Genomic DNA, 14,399 nt, shown 5'->3' with positions numbered 1-14,399 from the left:
GCTTCCTGTTGACGCAGGGAGCCGTCGCTCCGTTGTGGGGCGTACGGCTCGTACCGACAGTGGATACGATGACAGAGCTGCGAAAGGCCGAAAAACCGCAGAAAACATCGCGGGACTTGAGAAAGTTGATGTTGGTCCAGGTCGGAGGCGTACCGACGTCGACGATGTGACCCTCATCACAGGAAATGGGAGAGGAACTGTGAGGAATCTCACGGTGGAGATGTGGCGCGCAGGCTCCCGCTGAGTGGAACGGGCCCGCTGGTCTCCTTCGCCCGCGAGCTCCGCGAACTCAAGGAACGGTCCCGGGGCACGGTCGAGACGGTCGTCGCGCTAGGCGCCTCGCGGACGGCGGTCTACGCCGCCCTGAACGGATCCCGCCTGCCGAGCGCCAAGAACCTGGACGCCATGGTCGAGGCGTGGGGCAGCGGCAGCGAGCTCGAACGGCGGCAGTGGCACGACCGGCGACGTGCCGCCGAGGAAGGCCTCGCGGAGGCGGCCCGGCGGCAGGGCGCGGCGACGGCGGGCCGCACACCCGAGGAGGAGGACTTCACCCGCGCGCTGCGTGGACTGTGGAACAAGGTCGGCGACCCGTCGACCGAACGGGTGGCGCGCCACTGCGACCTGAGCGCGCGAACCCTCGACTCCTACCTGGACGGACGGACCATTCCGACGGAGTCGCGGCTTCGCGAACTCTTCGACGGGCTGTCCGCGCTGGGCACCGATGACAGCGCCTGGCTGGCGGCCACCCGGGACACCTTCATCGGGGAAGTGCTCTTCCGCGCCCAGACGGCGCGGCAGGAGGAGCGGGCGAGGGTCAGGGAACTGGCCACGGCCCTCCCGGAAGGGCAGGCGCCCGTCGAGTTCGGCCCGCTCCCCGACGGCATCGGGCCGGTGCCGGGCGTACGGCTGGGCCAGGAGTTCGACAACCGGCGGACGCTCTCGCTCGCCGGCGTGCACCGGCCGCTCCAGGCCGGTATCTGCGGTCTGCGAGAACTCGGCGCGGAATCGATCGTGGTCTCCGGTGGGTACCAGGACGACGAGGATCTCGGCGATGTGATCGTCTACACCGGGGAGGGCGGGCGGAGCCCGCAGACGGGGCAGCCGGCCCGGAACCAGCAGCTGACGCGCGGCAACGCGGCCCTGGCGACGAGCGCGGCGACCGGGGCCCCGGTTCGCGTGGTCCGGGGAGTCACCACCGCGACCCGCTCCTTCTACCGCTACGACGGGCTCTTCCTGGTCGAGGACCTCTGGTCCGAGACCTCCTCCGGCGGCTTCCTCGTGTGGCGGTTCCGCCTGGTCGCCCTTCCCCCGGCCGAACAGGCCGCGGCAGTCGCCCGGGTATCGGACCGGGTGACGGCGCCGGTATCGGATCGGGTGACCGATCGGATGGCGGATCGGGTGGCGGATCGGGTGACGACCCCGACGGATGAGGACGTTCGGGAGGCGGGGCCCGTCCGATCCGCGACATCGGTCGTGCGCGTCGTCCGGAACACCGCGATCGCCACCCACGTGAAACGTGCGCACGACTACACCTGTCAGTTGTGCGGCGTCCGCATGGCGGTCCCGGGCGGCGCCTACGCCGAGGCCGCACACATCACGCCCCTGGGGAGTCCGCACCACGGATCGGACACCGTCGACAACGTTCTCTGCCTGTGTGCCAACCACCACGTGCTGTTCGACTTCGGCATGCTGATCGTCAATGACGACCTCACGGTGGTGAGCCGCGACGACAGCTCCGTGCTGGGCCGGCTGCGGGAGACGCCGGATCACGTCGTCGACCGGAAGCGCCTCGCGGAGCACCGGCGGCGGCACGGGGTTCCCCGGCACGAGGGCATGCGCTGAGCCTCCCGTCCGGTCATCTCGGCCGCCGCCCCGTCTGCTCGTGGTGAACGGGCGGGGCAGCGGGTTGAGCCGAGGGCGGGGCCGGGGGGATCGTGCTACCGGCTGACGGACTGGGCCAGGCAGAGGATGTTGCCCTCGCTGTCCTTGAACCAGGCGGCGCGCAGGTTGTCGCGTTCGGCGATGCCGTTGACGGTCTTCAGCCCGGGGAAGTCGTACTCCTCGAACGTGATGCCGCGCTCACGCAGGGCGGACATCGCGCTGTCGAGGTCGGCGACCTTGAAGCTGGCGAGGGTGTGGGCGGCCTTTCCGCCGCTGGGGGTGTGGTAGATCGTGAACTGGGTGCCGCCGCAGTCGCAGACCAGTTCCTCGTCGGTCTCCTCGGCGAGCTTGAGGCCGAGGGTGTCGGTGTAGAAACTCCTCGCGCGGGCGAGGTCGGCGGCGGGGATGACGGCCTGCAGTGGTGCGTCTCCAAGCATGGTGCTTCGCCTCCTCCTGCTTCCAGGCTAGGGACGTCGGCGGGCGGGCGCCCACGGGGGCGGTGGGCGGCGGCGGGGCGTGTGCGGGAGATTGCCGGGTGTTGCCGCGCTCGGAGAGGTGCGGTCGAGCGGGACGAGCGGGGCGCGGAGGGTCCGGCACGGTCGTTCGTGTGCTTTCACGGGTGGCGGCCCCGTCCGGCAATCGGGTTGTCGCGTCCCGCCGCCCGGCCTCAGCCGCGCTGCGGCCAGGCGTGCGGCACCCGCTCCAGCACGCCGGCGCCGAACAGCTCGTACAGCGGCAGGGTCTCCAGGTGGACGTAGCCGATGTGGCAGTCGCAGACCGGCAACGGGCAGCCGCGCGCCCGCAGTTGGGTGCGGTAGGAGCCGTCGTACAGGTTGCCGAGAACGTCCCGGACGAAGTGGCAGCGGCGGACGGTACCGTCGCCGTCCACGGAGAGCACGGACTCGCCGGTGCGGCAGGGGCGGTCGGCGCTGGGGTGGGCGTGCCGGCTGTAGCCGAAGTGCGGGTCGACGGCCGCCCAGTCCGCGGCCTCGGCGTCGGTATAGGTGCGGCCCTCGGCGGCGTTGACCCAGAGGTAGACGCCTGCGGCGAGCTCGGCGCGCAGCCGGCGGGCCTCGGCCAGGTGCTCGGGCTGGCCGACCACGCCGACGCTGTAGCGCACGCCCAGGGCGTCCAGCTCCAGGCACTTGGCGAGGAAACGCTCCCGGGTGACCTGGCCGGGGTGGTACGTCACCCAGAGCGCGAGGGTGTCGGGATCGGCCTCGGCGAGCCAGTCGGTCCGGCAGCTGAGGTTGGTCTGGATCGCCACCCGGCGTACGTGCGGGAGCTTGCTCAGCTGGACCAACGTCCGTCGGTACCACGACCGCACCAAGCCCTCGCCCCAGGGCGTGAACAGCAGGGCGAGGGTGTCGCCGCTGCCCGCCCGTTCGGCCGCCCAGCCGGTGAACCGCTCCAAGGCCGCGCGGTCGGCGCGCAGTTGATCGGGTGTGTCGCGGCGCTTGGCGAACGGGCAGTAGGGGCAGTCGTAGTCGCAGGAGGCGAGTGGGCCACGGTAGAGCAGGGTGAGGTCGCGCCCACGGTCGGTCGCGGCGGTCGCGCCGGTCTCTGCGGTTGGCGCGGTCGGTGTGCGCGGTGCGGGCGGGGTGGTGGACGGCAGGCCGAGGAAGGTCATTTCGCCTCGTACGCCGTCATCAGGGCCCGGACCTCGGGCGAGAACAGCATCGGCCCGGCCGCGTCCGAGTGCGCCAGGCCCTCCGGGCTGAGCACCAGGCGGTCCTGGTCATCGGCGAGCCAGCCGCGGGCGGTGAACTCGGCCAGCTCCGCCGGGAAGTCGGCGGCCGGTGTGCTGCCGAAGCGGGCCCGGTAGTCGGCCAGCGGCATGCCCTCGGCCTGGAGCAGCGACTGCACCAGGTGCCGTCGGCGCGGCTCCCAGCCGCTCATCCGGTGGCCCACCTCGGCGTGGTGGAAGTCCTCGGTGGCGACGAAGCCGTCGATGATTCCGCGCACCTCGGTGGCGTTCACCGCGTAGTCGAAGGAGTAGTGCAGCCGCGAGGTGTAGGAGCGGGCGCCGCAGCCCAGGCCGACCATGCCGTCCGTCTGGCAGGCGTACTCGCTCGCCCCGGCCTGCGGGGAAGCGGCGCGGCGGAACATCCGCATCGACACCTGCTGGTAGCCGTGGGCCAGCAGGTGGTCGCGGCCGGTGCGGTAGAGCGCGAGCCGGCGGGTGTCCCAGGCGGACTGGCTCTCCTGCTCGCCGCGCCGGGCCAGGCCGGTGAGCGGGCGCACGTAGAGCGGGTAGAGGTACAGCTCCTCGGGCTGCCAGGCGAGCGCGGCGTCCAGCGAGTGCAGCCAACTGGCCTCGGACTGGCCGTCGATGCCGTAGATGAGGTCGATGTTGAGCACCGGGAACCCGGCGGCACGGATCCGGTCGAGGGCGGCCTCCACCTCGGCCCGCTTCTGCGGGCGCACGGCGGAGCGGGCCTCGGCGTCGACGAAGGACTGTATGCCCAGGCTCAGCCGGGTGGTGCCCCGGGCGGCCAGGACCTCCAGCCGGTCGGCGGTCGCGGTGGCGGGGGAGGCCTCCACCGAGAGCGGTATCGCCCGCAGGTCGGCGCCCATCCGCCGCTCGGCGATGTCGCACAGCCGCTCCAGCTCGCCGGCCGTCAGATAGGTGGGCGTGCCGCCGCCGAAGGCGGCCAGTGCGAAGCGCGCGCCCTCGTCCAGAGCGGTGCGGACGGCCACCGCCTGGCGCTCCAGGGCGTCCAGGTACGCGGTGGTCAGGCCCTCGGGGCTGCCGATCCTGGTGAACAGGTTGCAGAAGCCGCAGCGGACCTCGCAGAACGGGATGTGCAGGTAGAGCGAGAGCGCGTCCTGTGCCTCGCCGGCCCACAGCTCGCGCAGCCCCGGGCGCTCCGGCAGCGGGCGGTAGGCGGTCTTGTGCGGGTAGGCGTAGACGTAGGACTGGTAGGGCGAGTCGGGGCGCGGGGGTGCGGTGGTCATGCGCGCTCCTCGGTGGTGGCGGCGATGGCTGTGACGGTGGCGGGGACGGCAGCGGGGGCAGGGAAAGCTGAGGCGGCTGTGGGGGCGGCATCGGGGACGGCTGAGGGGATCGTGAAGTGGGCGTACGGGACGGTCCAGACCACCTCGTGGCCGATCCGGTGCCCGGTGTAGCCGTCCTCGCCGTACGCCGTGCCGTGGTCGGAACAGACGATCGCGAAGCAGGGGCGGCGGGCGCTCATCGCCGCGAAGAGCCGGCCGATGTGGGCGTCCACGTACTCCAGGGCGGCGCCGTGGCTGGCCCGGGAGTCGCCGTGCTCACGGGTGGCGCCGGGCAGGTGGAACCAGTTGGGCTGGTGCAGCGCCGAGACGTTCAGGAACAGGAACAGCGGTTGCCCGGCGGGCTGTTCGGCGGCGACCCGCTCCGCCCGGGCGACCTGCTCCTCGAAGGACGTCGGGGACGGCACGCCCATCCCGGGCTCCCAGTGGCTCTCCTGGAACAGGCCGGGCAGCACCGAGCCGAGCGGGCCCTGCTTGTTGAAGAAGCCCACGCCGCCGATGCAGACCGTCCGGTACCCGGCGGCGGCGAGGGCGGTCGGCAGATCCGGTGCGTCGAACACCCAGGTGCGCGGGGCGGTGCTCTCGGAGCCGGCGAAGCGGGCCGCGAACAGGCGCGGGTGGGGGCCGTCGGGGGAGGCCGGGGTGGGCAGGAAACCGGCCAGGATCGCCTGGTGGGAGGCGTAGGTGAAGCTGCCGGGCGCGTGCCGGCGCTCCCAGCGGCCGCCGGGGAGGAAGGCGGCGAGGTGCGGGATCCGGCCGGCGGCGGCCAGCTCCTCGGCGACGTCGAAGCGGAGCGTGTCGAGTGTGACGAGCAGCAGGTCGTGCGTGCCGACGACCGCGTTCATGTCGGGGGCCGGAGCGGGAGCCTGGGTGTGGGGGGAGGTCTGGTGGTTCATCGGGAGGGTTCCGTGATCTGGTGGTCCGTCGGGGTGGGGAGGGGCGTTCCGGTGGTGCGGCCGGTGGCCCCGGTGAGGGCGGCGATCTGGGCGCCGTAGGTGTCGAGGCCCTCGGCGGGGCCGCCGGGCAGGCCGGTGAGGTTGGGGAGCAGGTCGCCGAAGGCGTTGACCTCGCCGACCAGGGCGCGCCGCCAGCCGGCCGTGGGCAGGACGTCGACCCCGACCATCAACGAGCCGGGGAAGCAGGCCGCCGCGCGCTCGGCCGTCTCCAGCAGGGCCGGCCATGCGGGCCCGGCGGCCTCCCGGGCCAGGTCGAGGCTGCCCCGGGCGCCGCCGAGGTGCAGGTTGGTCATCGGCTGCGCGCTCGTGCGCACCACCGCGTGGGTGGCCCGGCCGGCGACCACCACCACGCGCAGGTCCGCCGAGCGGCCGGACTGCGCGGCTTTCGGGATCCACTGCTCGACGTGCAGCCCGTCCGGTGCCAGCCGGTCGATGATCTCGGCCACCTCCCGCTCGCTGCGGTAGTGGCGGACCCGCAGCGAGTTGTGCAGCAGCCCGTCGGCCAGCTCGACCGACGTGGTGGCCAGGACCTGCCTGCGCGGCCCGAACTGCAGGGCCGTCACCCCGGAGGCGGAGGAGCCGTGCGCGGGCTTGACGAAGACCCGGCGAAGGCCGGCCGCGGCCAGCCGCCCGCGCAACTGCTCCCAGCCGGTGACCTCGCCGCTCAGCGCCCGGGGTACCGGCACCCCGGCGGCGGCGAGGAGCGCGTGCGCCCGCCGCTTGTCGAACATCACGGCGATCTCCTCCGGATCGCCCAGCAGCCGTACGCCGGGGCGTCCGGCCAGCTCGCGCAGCGCGGCCGTCACCCCCGCGTACCAGGCGGCCGTGCCCTCGACCCGGGTCGGCGCGTAGGACGGGCCGAGCGCCGGGCCGCGCAGCAGTTCGTCGACCAGGGCCTCCTCACCGGGCGACTCGATCCGCAGCAGGCCGTCCTCGGGCAGCCGGTAGTCGCCGTGCAGCACGTCCAGCCAGGGCAGGACGGCGGGCTCGGGCAGCCCGGCGGCCCGGGCGGCGGCGGCGAACAGCGTCACCCGTCGGTGCCCGGGATTGCCGAGGACGGTCAGCTGCGGTGTCATCGTGCCGTCACCCGCCTACTCGGCGACCGCGACGTAGCGGTCCCCGTCGTCCTCGTCGGGGTCCTCGGCCTCGGAGAGGTCGAGCGCGACCCCGGGCAGGGACTCGGTGAGGCGCTGCTGCAGCTCCTCGCTGAGGTAGTGGTGGTGCAGGTCGAGGGCGCGCAGGTGGGTGAGCGGCTGGCCCTCCAGCAGGGCGGCGGCGCCCTCGTCGGAGAGCACGCCCATGGACAGGTCGAGCGACTCCAGCCGGGCCACCACGGGCGCGTGCGCGACGGCCGAGGCGATCTCGTCCTGGAACTCACTGTTGGCCAGCCCGAGGTGGCGCAGGCTCGGGAGGCGGGCGCCGTCCAGGAAGGGCCCGAGGTCGTCGATCGTGGCGTCACCGCCGTACTCGTCCACGCCGAGCCAGAGCGTCAGGCGCTCCAGCGCCGGCAGCTCGGAACCCGCCACCGCCCGCACCACCCGGGCCGGCAGGCCGCCGGCCTCGAAGCGCAGCGCGGTCAGCCGGTCGTGCCGCACCGGCTGGAGGCTCAGGTCCGTGCCGCCGCGGACGGTCAGCTCGGTCAGCCCGGGGAAGGCCGTCAGCAGCGGGGTGACGTCGCCCATCTCCATCCAGGAGATCTCGCACTCGTCGTAGGTCACGTCCCCGAGGAAGAGCGCCTCCAGGGCGGGCAGGCGCTCCGCGTCCGCGGCGATGGCGGCGACGGTGGCGGCCACGGGGACGTAGCCGCCGTGCCACCAGGGGCCGATCACCAGGGCGCGGATTCCGCCAGGGTCGACGGTGTCGAGGAAGGTCTGCCAGAGCTGCGCGAAGTCGTGCTTCGCGTCGTAGTCCAGGGCGAGCCTCCAGGCGACCGAGCCGGCGGCGGGCGGCGTGCGGGTGCCGTCGTCGGGGGTGAAGTCGCGGATCGGCAGGTCGTGGAAGCGGTCGGGGTGGAGGGAGACGGTCATGTCGGCTCCAGACGGATGGGTGTGGTGGGCTGGTCGGTGTGGTGGTGCGGCGGCTTCGGGCGCGCGGTCGGTGACGGTTACTCGGCCACGGCGACGTAGCGCCACCGGTCGTCGGGCTTTCCGGCCTCGGAGAGGTCGATCTCGACGCCCGGCAGGGCCTCGGTGAGGCGCTGCTGCACCTCCCCGGTGAGGAAGTGGTGGTGCAGGTCGAGGGCGCGAAGGTGGGTGAGGGGCTGGCCCTCCAGCAGGGCGGTGGCGCCCTGGTCGGTCAGTACGCCCATGGCGAGGCTGAGCGACTCCAACCGGGCCACCACGGGCGCGTGCGCCACGGCGGCCGCGATGTCGTCCTCGAACTCGCTGTTCTGCAGGCCCAGATGGCGCACCGCGGGGAAGCGCGTGCCGTCCAGGAAGGGGGCGAGGTCGTCCAGCGTGGCGTCGCCGCCGTAGTTGTCGACGCCGAGCCAGAGTTCGAGCCGCTCCAGGGCGGGGAAGTCGCAGCCGGCCACCGCCCGCACCACCGGGGCCGGCAGGCCGCCGGCCTCGAAGCGCAGCGCTCGCAGCGCCTCGTGGCGCACGGGTGTCAGCTCCAGGTTGCTGCCGCCGCGCACCACCAGCTCGGTCAGTTCGGGGTAGGCCGTCAGCAGCGGGGTGACATCGCACATCTCCAACCAGGAGATCTCGCTCTCCTCGTAGGTGACGTCGCCGACGAAGAGCCCCCGCAGCGCGGGCAGCCGGTCCGCCGCCTCGACGATCGCGGCCAGGGCGGCGTCGAGTTGCTCCGGCTCGTCGGAGAACCACGGGCCGATCACCACGGCCGTCACGCGCTCGGTGTCGACCGTGTCGAGGAACTGCCGCCAGCGCTTGGTGAAGGCCTCCTCGGACTCGTAGTGCAGGCCGATCCGCCAGGCGGCCGACGCCGGCTCCGGCAGGGTCACGGCTGCCGCGTCGCCGCCGTCGGCGGCCTCGTCCAGGGCCTGGACGAAGTCGAAGACCGGGAGACCGTGGAACTGCTCGATGTGGTGGTTGACGGTCATGCGCTGCTCCTCAGGGGTCGGGGCCGAACACGTGTCTACCAGCCGGGTCCGACAATCCGGTGGCCGGGTGGCCGGCCGGGCGCGTTGTCAGACCCTTGCTCTACGTTCTGGTCGTGGCTCCGGAACGTGACCGCGAACAGCGCGGTGGAGCCCGGGATTCCGGCAGTCGTCGGGTCCGGCCGTACGGCGAGGGAGGACTGATGTACCGCCAGGGCGATGTGCTGATCGTGCCGGTCGAGGAGGGTGCCGTGCCGCCCCGGGTGGCCGCGCTGGCCGTCCAGCCCCGGGACGGCCGGGGCCGGATGGTGCTGGCCCTCGGGGAGGTCACCGGCCACGCGCACGCCGTGGTCGGTCCCGGGGAACTGCGCCGGGAGGCCGGTCCGTTCGGCGCGGGCTGGCTGCACCTGCCCGAGGGCGGCCGGGTGGTGCACGAGGAGCATGCGGCGATACCGCTGCCGAAGAGCTGGTACCGGGTGGTGCGCCAGCGCGAGTACACCCCGGGCGCAGTGCGGGTGGTCGCGGACTGACGCAGGGCCCGACGAACGGGCCGACGGCTGACGGACCGGCCGACGGGCGGGTGGCCGGGTGCCGGGCGATGGCAGACAGCCGGTAGACGGGTGGGCGGGCGCGGTGTGCCACGCGGAACGTGCAGCGTGGAACGCGCAGTGCCGAACGGAACGGAAGCAGGCGGCCGGGCGGGGAGCCCGGCCGGGAACGGAGCAGACGATGGAGACGACGATCCCTGACCGCCCGGCGGGCGCGGTGACGGCCGGGCCCGCCGAGGTGACGGCCCGCTGGCGGGCCGCTGCGGCGGCCACCGGCCCGGCCGACCGGTCGGCGGCCGAGCACGCGGTCCGGGCCGCCTACCGGGTGGCCGGGCTGCCCGAGCCCACGGCCGTCCGCTGGTTCGGCTCGCCGTTCGCCGCCGCCGAGGCGGCGCTGCAGCTGCGGGCCGCCGGCGCGGTGAGCGTACGCGAGGCCGTGCGCACCGGGCCTTGGGAACAGGCCCGGCGGCGGGCCGTCGAGGAGGTCGGCGCGGCCGGGTGGGCGGCGCACTGGGCACTCACCGGCGGCGAGCTCGGCCCGGTCACCACCCCGTTCGCCGACCGCATCCGCACGGCGGTCCTCGACCGGCTCGCCCCCGAGGCCGACCGCGAGGAGGCCTCGGACGACGCGGCCGCCGCCGCCCGCGCCCGGCGCGCCACCGTCCGGCTCGCCCTGCTCGACGCCGTGCGCGGCCAGCACGACGCTCCCTGGTTCGCCGCCTTCGAGGCCGCCTCCGACGAGGCCGGGGGCAGCGCCGAGGCCGTCGCGCCGCTCGCCGGGGTGGCCCGCGAGGCCGGCTGGTGGTGGCCGTACCAGGACGTCGCGCTGGTCAGCGAGCGCCCCGTCGCGCTGCACCGTGACGAGGCCGGGCGGCTCGACCGGGCGGACGGCCCCGCCCTGGAGTACGCCGACGGCTTCGCCCTGCACGCCTGGCGCGGCATGCCCGTGCCCGCCGAGTTCCTGGCCGGGCTGGCCGACGTCACCGTCGAGCGGATCCGCACCGAGGAGAACGCCGAACTGCGCCGTGTCCTGCTGGAGCACTACGGCTACGAGCGCTACCTGGCCGACTCCGGTGCCGAGCCCATCCACCGCGACGAGACCGGGGTGCTCTGGCGGATCACCCTGCCCGACGACGAACCGGTGGTCATGGTCGAGGTCGTCAACTCGACCGCCGAGCCCGACGGCACCTTCCGCACCTACTGGCTGCGCGTCCCGCCGAGCACCCGCACCGCCCGCGCCGGGGTCGCCTGGACCTTCGGCATACCCGAGTCCGAGTACCACCCGCAGCGCGAGACCTGACCGGCCCGGACCCCCGGCGCAGGCCGCTGAGCCGCGCATCTCGGCCAGCCGATCTCGGGGCTGCCCCTCGGCGGGGTGCGGGACAGGTCAGTGTGAGGTCGGTCCGACGTTGCGGACCCAGACGGGGAAGGGGGCCATGGCGTTGGGCGCGGTCTGGTCCGACGGGCTGGTCCCGGTTGGCTGTCGGCCGCTCAGGAAGCCCTCGACGACCGGAACGAGGTCGTCGGAGGGCAGGTAGGTGCCGCCGAACGGCAGTTCGTCGACGGCCACCGATCCGGTGGAGCAGCGGAGTTGATCGACCTGCTCGTCGTGCCACACGTAGAAGGTCGCCAGCCCGGCGAAGCCCAGCGCGTGGATACGGTGCCGGATGGCCTGAGCGGTTCGTTCGAAGGCGGCGACCACCTCGGTCACGGACAAGGACTGCTTGTCCTCATCCTCCGCACTCAGGTACCAGGTGTTGGTCCGCCACTCGACCCGCCGGTCGCTCGGCTCCAGTACCAGTGGTTCGTCCGCTATTTCGGCGATCCATGTCAATAGCACCCCGGAATTGTCCCGGCCGGTGTGGATCGTGCAGTCGTCGGGGTCGGCCAGGGTCAGGGGGCGCGGGCGATGAGCACGGGTTGGAAGAAGCCCGTTCGGGCGGGTGGTTGCCAGTGGGAGGTGGTGAAGCCGGCCTCGGAGGCGAGGGCGGTGAGCTGGGACTGGGTGAGGGCCCAGTAGGTGGAGCGACGGATGTCGGTCTGCCATTGGCCGGTGGCATCGGGGGTGAGGTGGAAGAGCTCCAGGTCGTAGCGCTCGCTGTCCTCGTGCCAGTGCCAGAGCTGGAAGATGACGGACCGTCGGCCGTCGCGTTCGGTGGTCTGGGGCGGGGAACGATGGGGCGGCGGTTCGGGACCGGTGAACGGGCTGATCACGGCAGGCGGTCTGCGCGTGGTCCGGGGAACCGCCCCTGCGGCACGAGGGGATGAAGCGGAGGGTGAAACGGTTCGCCGGGCGGGCGGGCCACCGGGATGATGCCGGTATGCGCACCTTCGAAGAGCTGATCGCCGAGGCCGAGGCGGTGTCCGTGGACGGCTGGGACTTCTCCTGGCTCGCCGGCCGCGCCACCGAGGAACGGCCGTCCTGGGGCTACCAGCGGCTGCTGGCCGAGCGGCTGGGTCGGGCCTCGGCAGCCTTGGACATTCAGACCGGCGGCGGCGAGGTGCTGGCCGGCGCGGCCCGGCTCGCCGCTGCGAAGCCCGTCGCAGGACAGCCCACCGAAGGGCTGCCCACCGCAGGGCAGCCCGCCCCCGGGACGCCTGCCCCCGCGCAGCGCGGAGCGCTTCCGGCCACCATGGCGGCCACCGAGTCCTGGCCGCCGAACGTCGCGCGTGCCACCGGCCTGCTGCACCCGCTGGGCGTGGTGGTGGTCGCGGACCCGGACGAGCCGCCGCTGCCGTTCGGCGACGGGGCCTTCGACCTGGTCACCAGCCGTCATCCGGTGAAGGCCTGGTGGTCGGAGATCGCCCGGGTGCTGCGGCCCGGCGGCGCCTACTACGCCCAGCACGTGGGGCCGGCGTCCGGGTTCGAACTGGTCGAGTACTTCCTCGGCCCGCAGCCCGAGGCACGCCGGGCGCGCCGCCCGGAGGACGAGAGCGCCGCCGCGCGCGACGCCGGGCTGGAGGTGGTGGACCTGCGCTCCGAGCGGCTCCGGATGGAGTTCCTCGACATCAGCGCGGTGGTGTACTTCCTGCGCAAGGTGATCTGGATGGTCCCGGGCTTCACCGTGGCGGCCTACCGGGACCGGCTGCGTGAACTGGACGCCCTGATCCGGACGGAGGGGCCGTTCGTCGCCCACTCCGCGCGCTTCCTGATCGAGGCGCGCAAGCCGTAGGACGGCTCGGGTCCGGCCGCGCCCCGCCGGGGAGGGCGGCGGGGCGCGGCCGGGCTGGCAGGTGGCGCCGTCACGCGGCGGCGTCAGGCGGCGCCGCTCACGCCAGGGCGACCAGCTCCAGGTAGGAGTCGTGCCACAGGTCCTCGTCGCCGTCCGGGAGGAGCAGGACGCGGTCGGGCCGCAGGGCCTCGATGGCACCCGGGTCGTGGGTGACCATCACGATCGCGCCCGGGTAGGTGCCGACCGCCGCCAGCACCTCCGCCCGGGAGGCCGGGTCGAGGTTGTTGGTGGGCTCGTCGAGCAGCAGGACGTTGGCGCCGGAGTGATTCGGCGATACATGTCATCGGTGCGGGGCCAGGCGGGTGATCGGGCGGCCGACTCCGCGACCGTTGGCGCGGCGACCGGTCCTTCCACCCGACGAGGCGAGACAGTAGGCGGGATCTTCGGCCGGACCAAGCGGGGGCATTGTCGACGTCGGAAGCCGGGTGTGCTTGACCGGCTGACCCCCCACCTCGTCCGCAAGGGGACACATCGATGACCGACTCCGGCACGTCCTTCCGTGACCTTCGCGCCCTGGTGATCAACTGCACGCTCAAGCGGTCGCCGGAGCGGAGCCACACGCAGGGGCTGATCGACATCAGCACCGGGATCATGGAGCGCCAGGGCGTGCAGGTCGAGGTGCTCAGGGCGGTGGATATCGACATCGCGACCGGTGTCTGGCCGGACATGACGGAGCACGGGTGGGAGACGGACGAGTGGCCGGTGGTCTACTCGCAGGTTATGGCCGCAGACATCCTGACCCTAGCGGGGCCTGTGTGGCTGGGAGATAACTCTTCTGTCATGAAGAAGATCATCGAGCGGTTGTACGCGTGCTCCTCGATCCTCAACGAACGTGGTCAGTACGCCTATTACGGACGTGTGGGCGGCTGCCTGATCACGGGGAACGAGGACGGGGCGAAGCACTGCGCGATGAACGTGCTCTACAGCCTCCAGCACCTGGGGTACGCGATCCCGCCGCAGGCGGACGCGGGTTGGGTGGGGGAGGCGGGGCCGGGGCCGTCCTACCTCGACCCCGGGTCTGGTGGGCCGGAGAACGACTTCACCAACCGGAACATCACGTTCATGACATGGAACCAACTGCACCTGGCGCGGGTGCTAAAGGACGCCGGAGGCATCCCGGCCCACGGCAACCAGCGCTCTGAGTGGGACGCCGGCTGCCGCTTCGACTTCGAGAACCCCGAACACCGCTGATCCGTCGCGCCGAATTCCCGCAATCGGCGCGACGGGTGTCGCTTCGACAGCGGTTACAGCTCCCGTGAGCGCCGGGACGGCCTCAGTCGGAGACCGAACATCCCTGCGACGATGGTCGCCAGGACCGGCGCGTCCGGGCTCAGATGCGGCGATCGGATCACCAGGAGGATGACCACGATCACGACTGCAGCCCGGGCTTCGCGGGTCGCGTCCGCGAGGGGGCGGCGGTGGTTGGGGCTGGGGTCACACATGGTCGGTCCTTTGGCAAGGCCCGGGCTGCGCCGGGCGGTGGGTCCGCTGCTTGCGGTGTTCCCAGCGTGGGAGCCGCGGGAGGCGTTGCGGGAGCGGCAACGCGTTGACGTTCCGGGTGTCAACTCCACGTGTTGACGATTGGGGTGGCAACGGGCCTTTTGGCCTCTGGTGCGGGTGCTGATCAGGGACAGTGGTGGTGGATGCCGTTGTCCTTCGCGTTGGGGTCCGTTCACCGTTCACCGCGCAGGGCACTGAAGTTGACATT

Annotated in this window: 14 protein-coding genes and 1 pseudogene; 5 read left to right on the top strand and 10 right to left on the bottom strand. The window is 73.0% G+C overall.

What is annotated here, in order from left to right; translation table 11 throughout:
* Window positions 1-222 precede the first annotated feature (222 nt).
* On the top strand, window positions 223-1,842 hold the full coding sequence (locus ACFWPI_RS26700) for a YDG/SRA domain-containing protein (RefSeq protein ID WP_380376674.1): 1,620 nt from the start codon (window positions 223-225) through the stop codon (window positions 1,840-1,842).
* Between the two features lie 95 nt (window positions 1,843-1,937).
* On the opposite strand, the gene ACFWPI_RS26695 is transcribed toward ACFWPI_RS26700, so the two are convergent.
* From ACFWPI_RS26695 to ACFWPI_RS26665, 7 genes are all read right to left on the bottom strand, one after another.
* Complete coding sequence (locus tag ACFWPI_RS26695) at window positions 1,938-2,318, bottom strand: VOC family protein (protein ID WP_380376677.1); 381 nt, start codon at window positions 2,316-2,318, stop codon at window positions 1,938-1,940.
* Window positions 2,319-2,548: 230 nt separating this feature from the next.
* Window positions 2,549-3,511: an STM4011 family radical SAM protein gene (locus ACFWPI_RS26690; RefSeq protein ID WP_380376680.1), complete on the bottom strand. Its 963-nt coding sequence runs from the start codon at window positions 3,509-3,511 to the stop codon at window positions 2,549-2,551.
* Window positions 3,508-4,839 (bottom strand): STM4012 family radical SAM protein, encoded by a 1,332-nt coding sequence (locus tag ACFWPI_RS26685; protein ID WP_380376683.1) that lies wholly within the window; start codon window positions 4,837-4,839, stop codon window positions 3,508-3,510. Before ACFWPI_RS26685 ends, ACFWPI_RS26690 begins: the two co-directional genes overlap by 4 nt.
* Window positions 4,836-5,741: an STM4013/SEN3800 family hydrolase gene (locus ACFWPI_RS26680; RefSeq protein WP_380376744.1), complete on the bottom strand. Its 906-nt coding sequence runs from the start codon at window positions 5,739-5,741 to the stop codon at window positions 4,836-4,838. Before ACFWPI_RS26680 ends, ACFWPI_RS26685 begins: the two co-directional genes overlap by 4 nt.
* A gap of 47 nt (window positions 5,742-5,788) precedes the next feature.
* A complete protein-coding gene (locus ACFWPI_RS26675) occupies window positions 5,789-6,928 on the bottom strand; it encodes an STM4014 family protein (RefSeq protein ID WP_380376687.1) in 1,140 nt (379 codons plus the stop codon).
* A 15-nt stretch (window positions 6,929-6,943) separates the two neighbouring features.
* Complete coding sequence (locus tag ACFWPI_RS26670) at window positions 6,944-7,879, bottom strand: STM4015 family protein (RefSeq protein WP_380376689.1); 936 nt, start codon at window positions 7,877-7,879, stop codon at window positions 6,944-6,946.
* A 77-nt stretch (window positions 7,880-7,956) separates the two neighbouring features.
* Window positions 7,957-8,913 carry an STM4015 family protein gene (locus ACFWPI_RS26665; protein WP_380376691.1) on the bottom strand — a complete coding sequence of 319 codons (957 nt, stop codon included), beginning with the start codon at window positions 8,911-8,913 and terminating at the stop codon, window positions 7,957-7,959.
* A 200-nt stretch (window positions 8,914-9,113) separates the two neighbouring features.
* Here ACFWPI_RS26665 and ACFWPI_RS26660 point away from each other — a divergent pair, with 200 nt between their 5' ends.
* On the top strand, window positions 9,114-9,440 hold the full coding sequence (locus tag ACFWPI_RS26660; RefSeq protein ID WP_063350717.1) for a hypothetical protein: 327 nt from the start codon (window positions 9,114-9,116) through the stop codon (window positions 9,438-9,440).
* A gap of 199 nt (window positions 9,441-9,639) precedes the next feature.
* Window positions 9,640-10,758: a DUF6745 domain-containing protein gene (locus tag ACFWPI_RS26655; RefSeq protein WP_380376694.1), complete on the top strand. Its 1,119-nt coding sequence runs from the start codon at window positions 9,640-9,642 to the stop codon at window positions 10,756-10,758.
* Between the two features lie 87 nt (window positions 10,759-10,845).
* On the opposite strand, the gene ACFWPI_RS26650 is transcribed toward ACFWPI_RS26655, so the two are convergent.
* Entirely contained in the window at window positions 10,846-11,298 is a 453-nt protein-coding gene (locus ACFWPI_RS26650) for a hypothetical protein (protein WP_380376696.1), read from the bottom strand.
* 53 nt (window positions 11,299-11,351) lie between these two features.
* Complete coding sequence (locus ACFWPI_RS26645; RefSeq protein WP_380376697.1) at window positions 11,352-11,672, bottom strand: hypothetical protein; 321 nt, start codon at window positions 11,670-11,672, stop codon at window positions 11,352-11,354.
* 107 nt (window positions 11,673-11,779) lie between these two features.
* On the opposite strand from ACFWPI_RS26645, the gene ACFWPI_RS26640 reads away from it, so the two are divergent.
* On the top strand, window positions 11,780-12,631 hold the full coding sequence (locus ACFWPI_RS26640) for a methyltransferase domain-containing protein (RefSeq protein ID WP_380376699.1): 852 nt from the start codon (window positions 11,780-11,782) through the stop codon (window positions 12,629-12,631).
* A 97-nt stretch (window positions 12,632-12,728) separates the two neighbouring features.
* On the opposite strand, the pseudogene ACFWPI_RS26635 reads toward ACFWPI_RS26640, so the two are convergent.
* A pseudogene (locus ACFWPI_RS26635) lies at window positions 12,729-12,956 on the bottom strand (ABC transporter ATP-binding protein); the annotation flags it as partial.
* Window positions 12,957-13,165: 209 nt separating this feature from the next.
* On the opposite strand from ACFWPI_RS26635, the gene ACFWPI_RS26630 reads away from it, so the two are divergent.
* On the top strand, window positions 13,166-13,882 hold the full coding sequence (locus ACFWPI_RS26630) for a flavodoxin family protein (RefSeq protein WP_380376701.1): 717 nt from the start codon (window positions 13,166-13,168) through the stop codon (window positions 13,880-13,882).
* Window positions 13,883-14,399: the final 517 nt, after the last annotated feature.

It is taken from the genome of Kitasatospora sp. NPDC058492, assembly GCF_042720685.1.
GTDB lineage: Bacteria > Actinomycetota > Actinomycetes > Streptomycetales > Streptomycetaceae > Kitasatospora.
The sequence above is the reverse complement of the archived record's forward strand: the minus strand, read 5'-3'. Positions and strand labels throughout refer to the sequence as shown.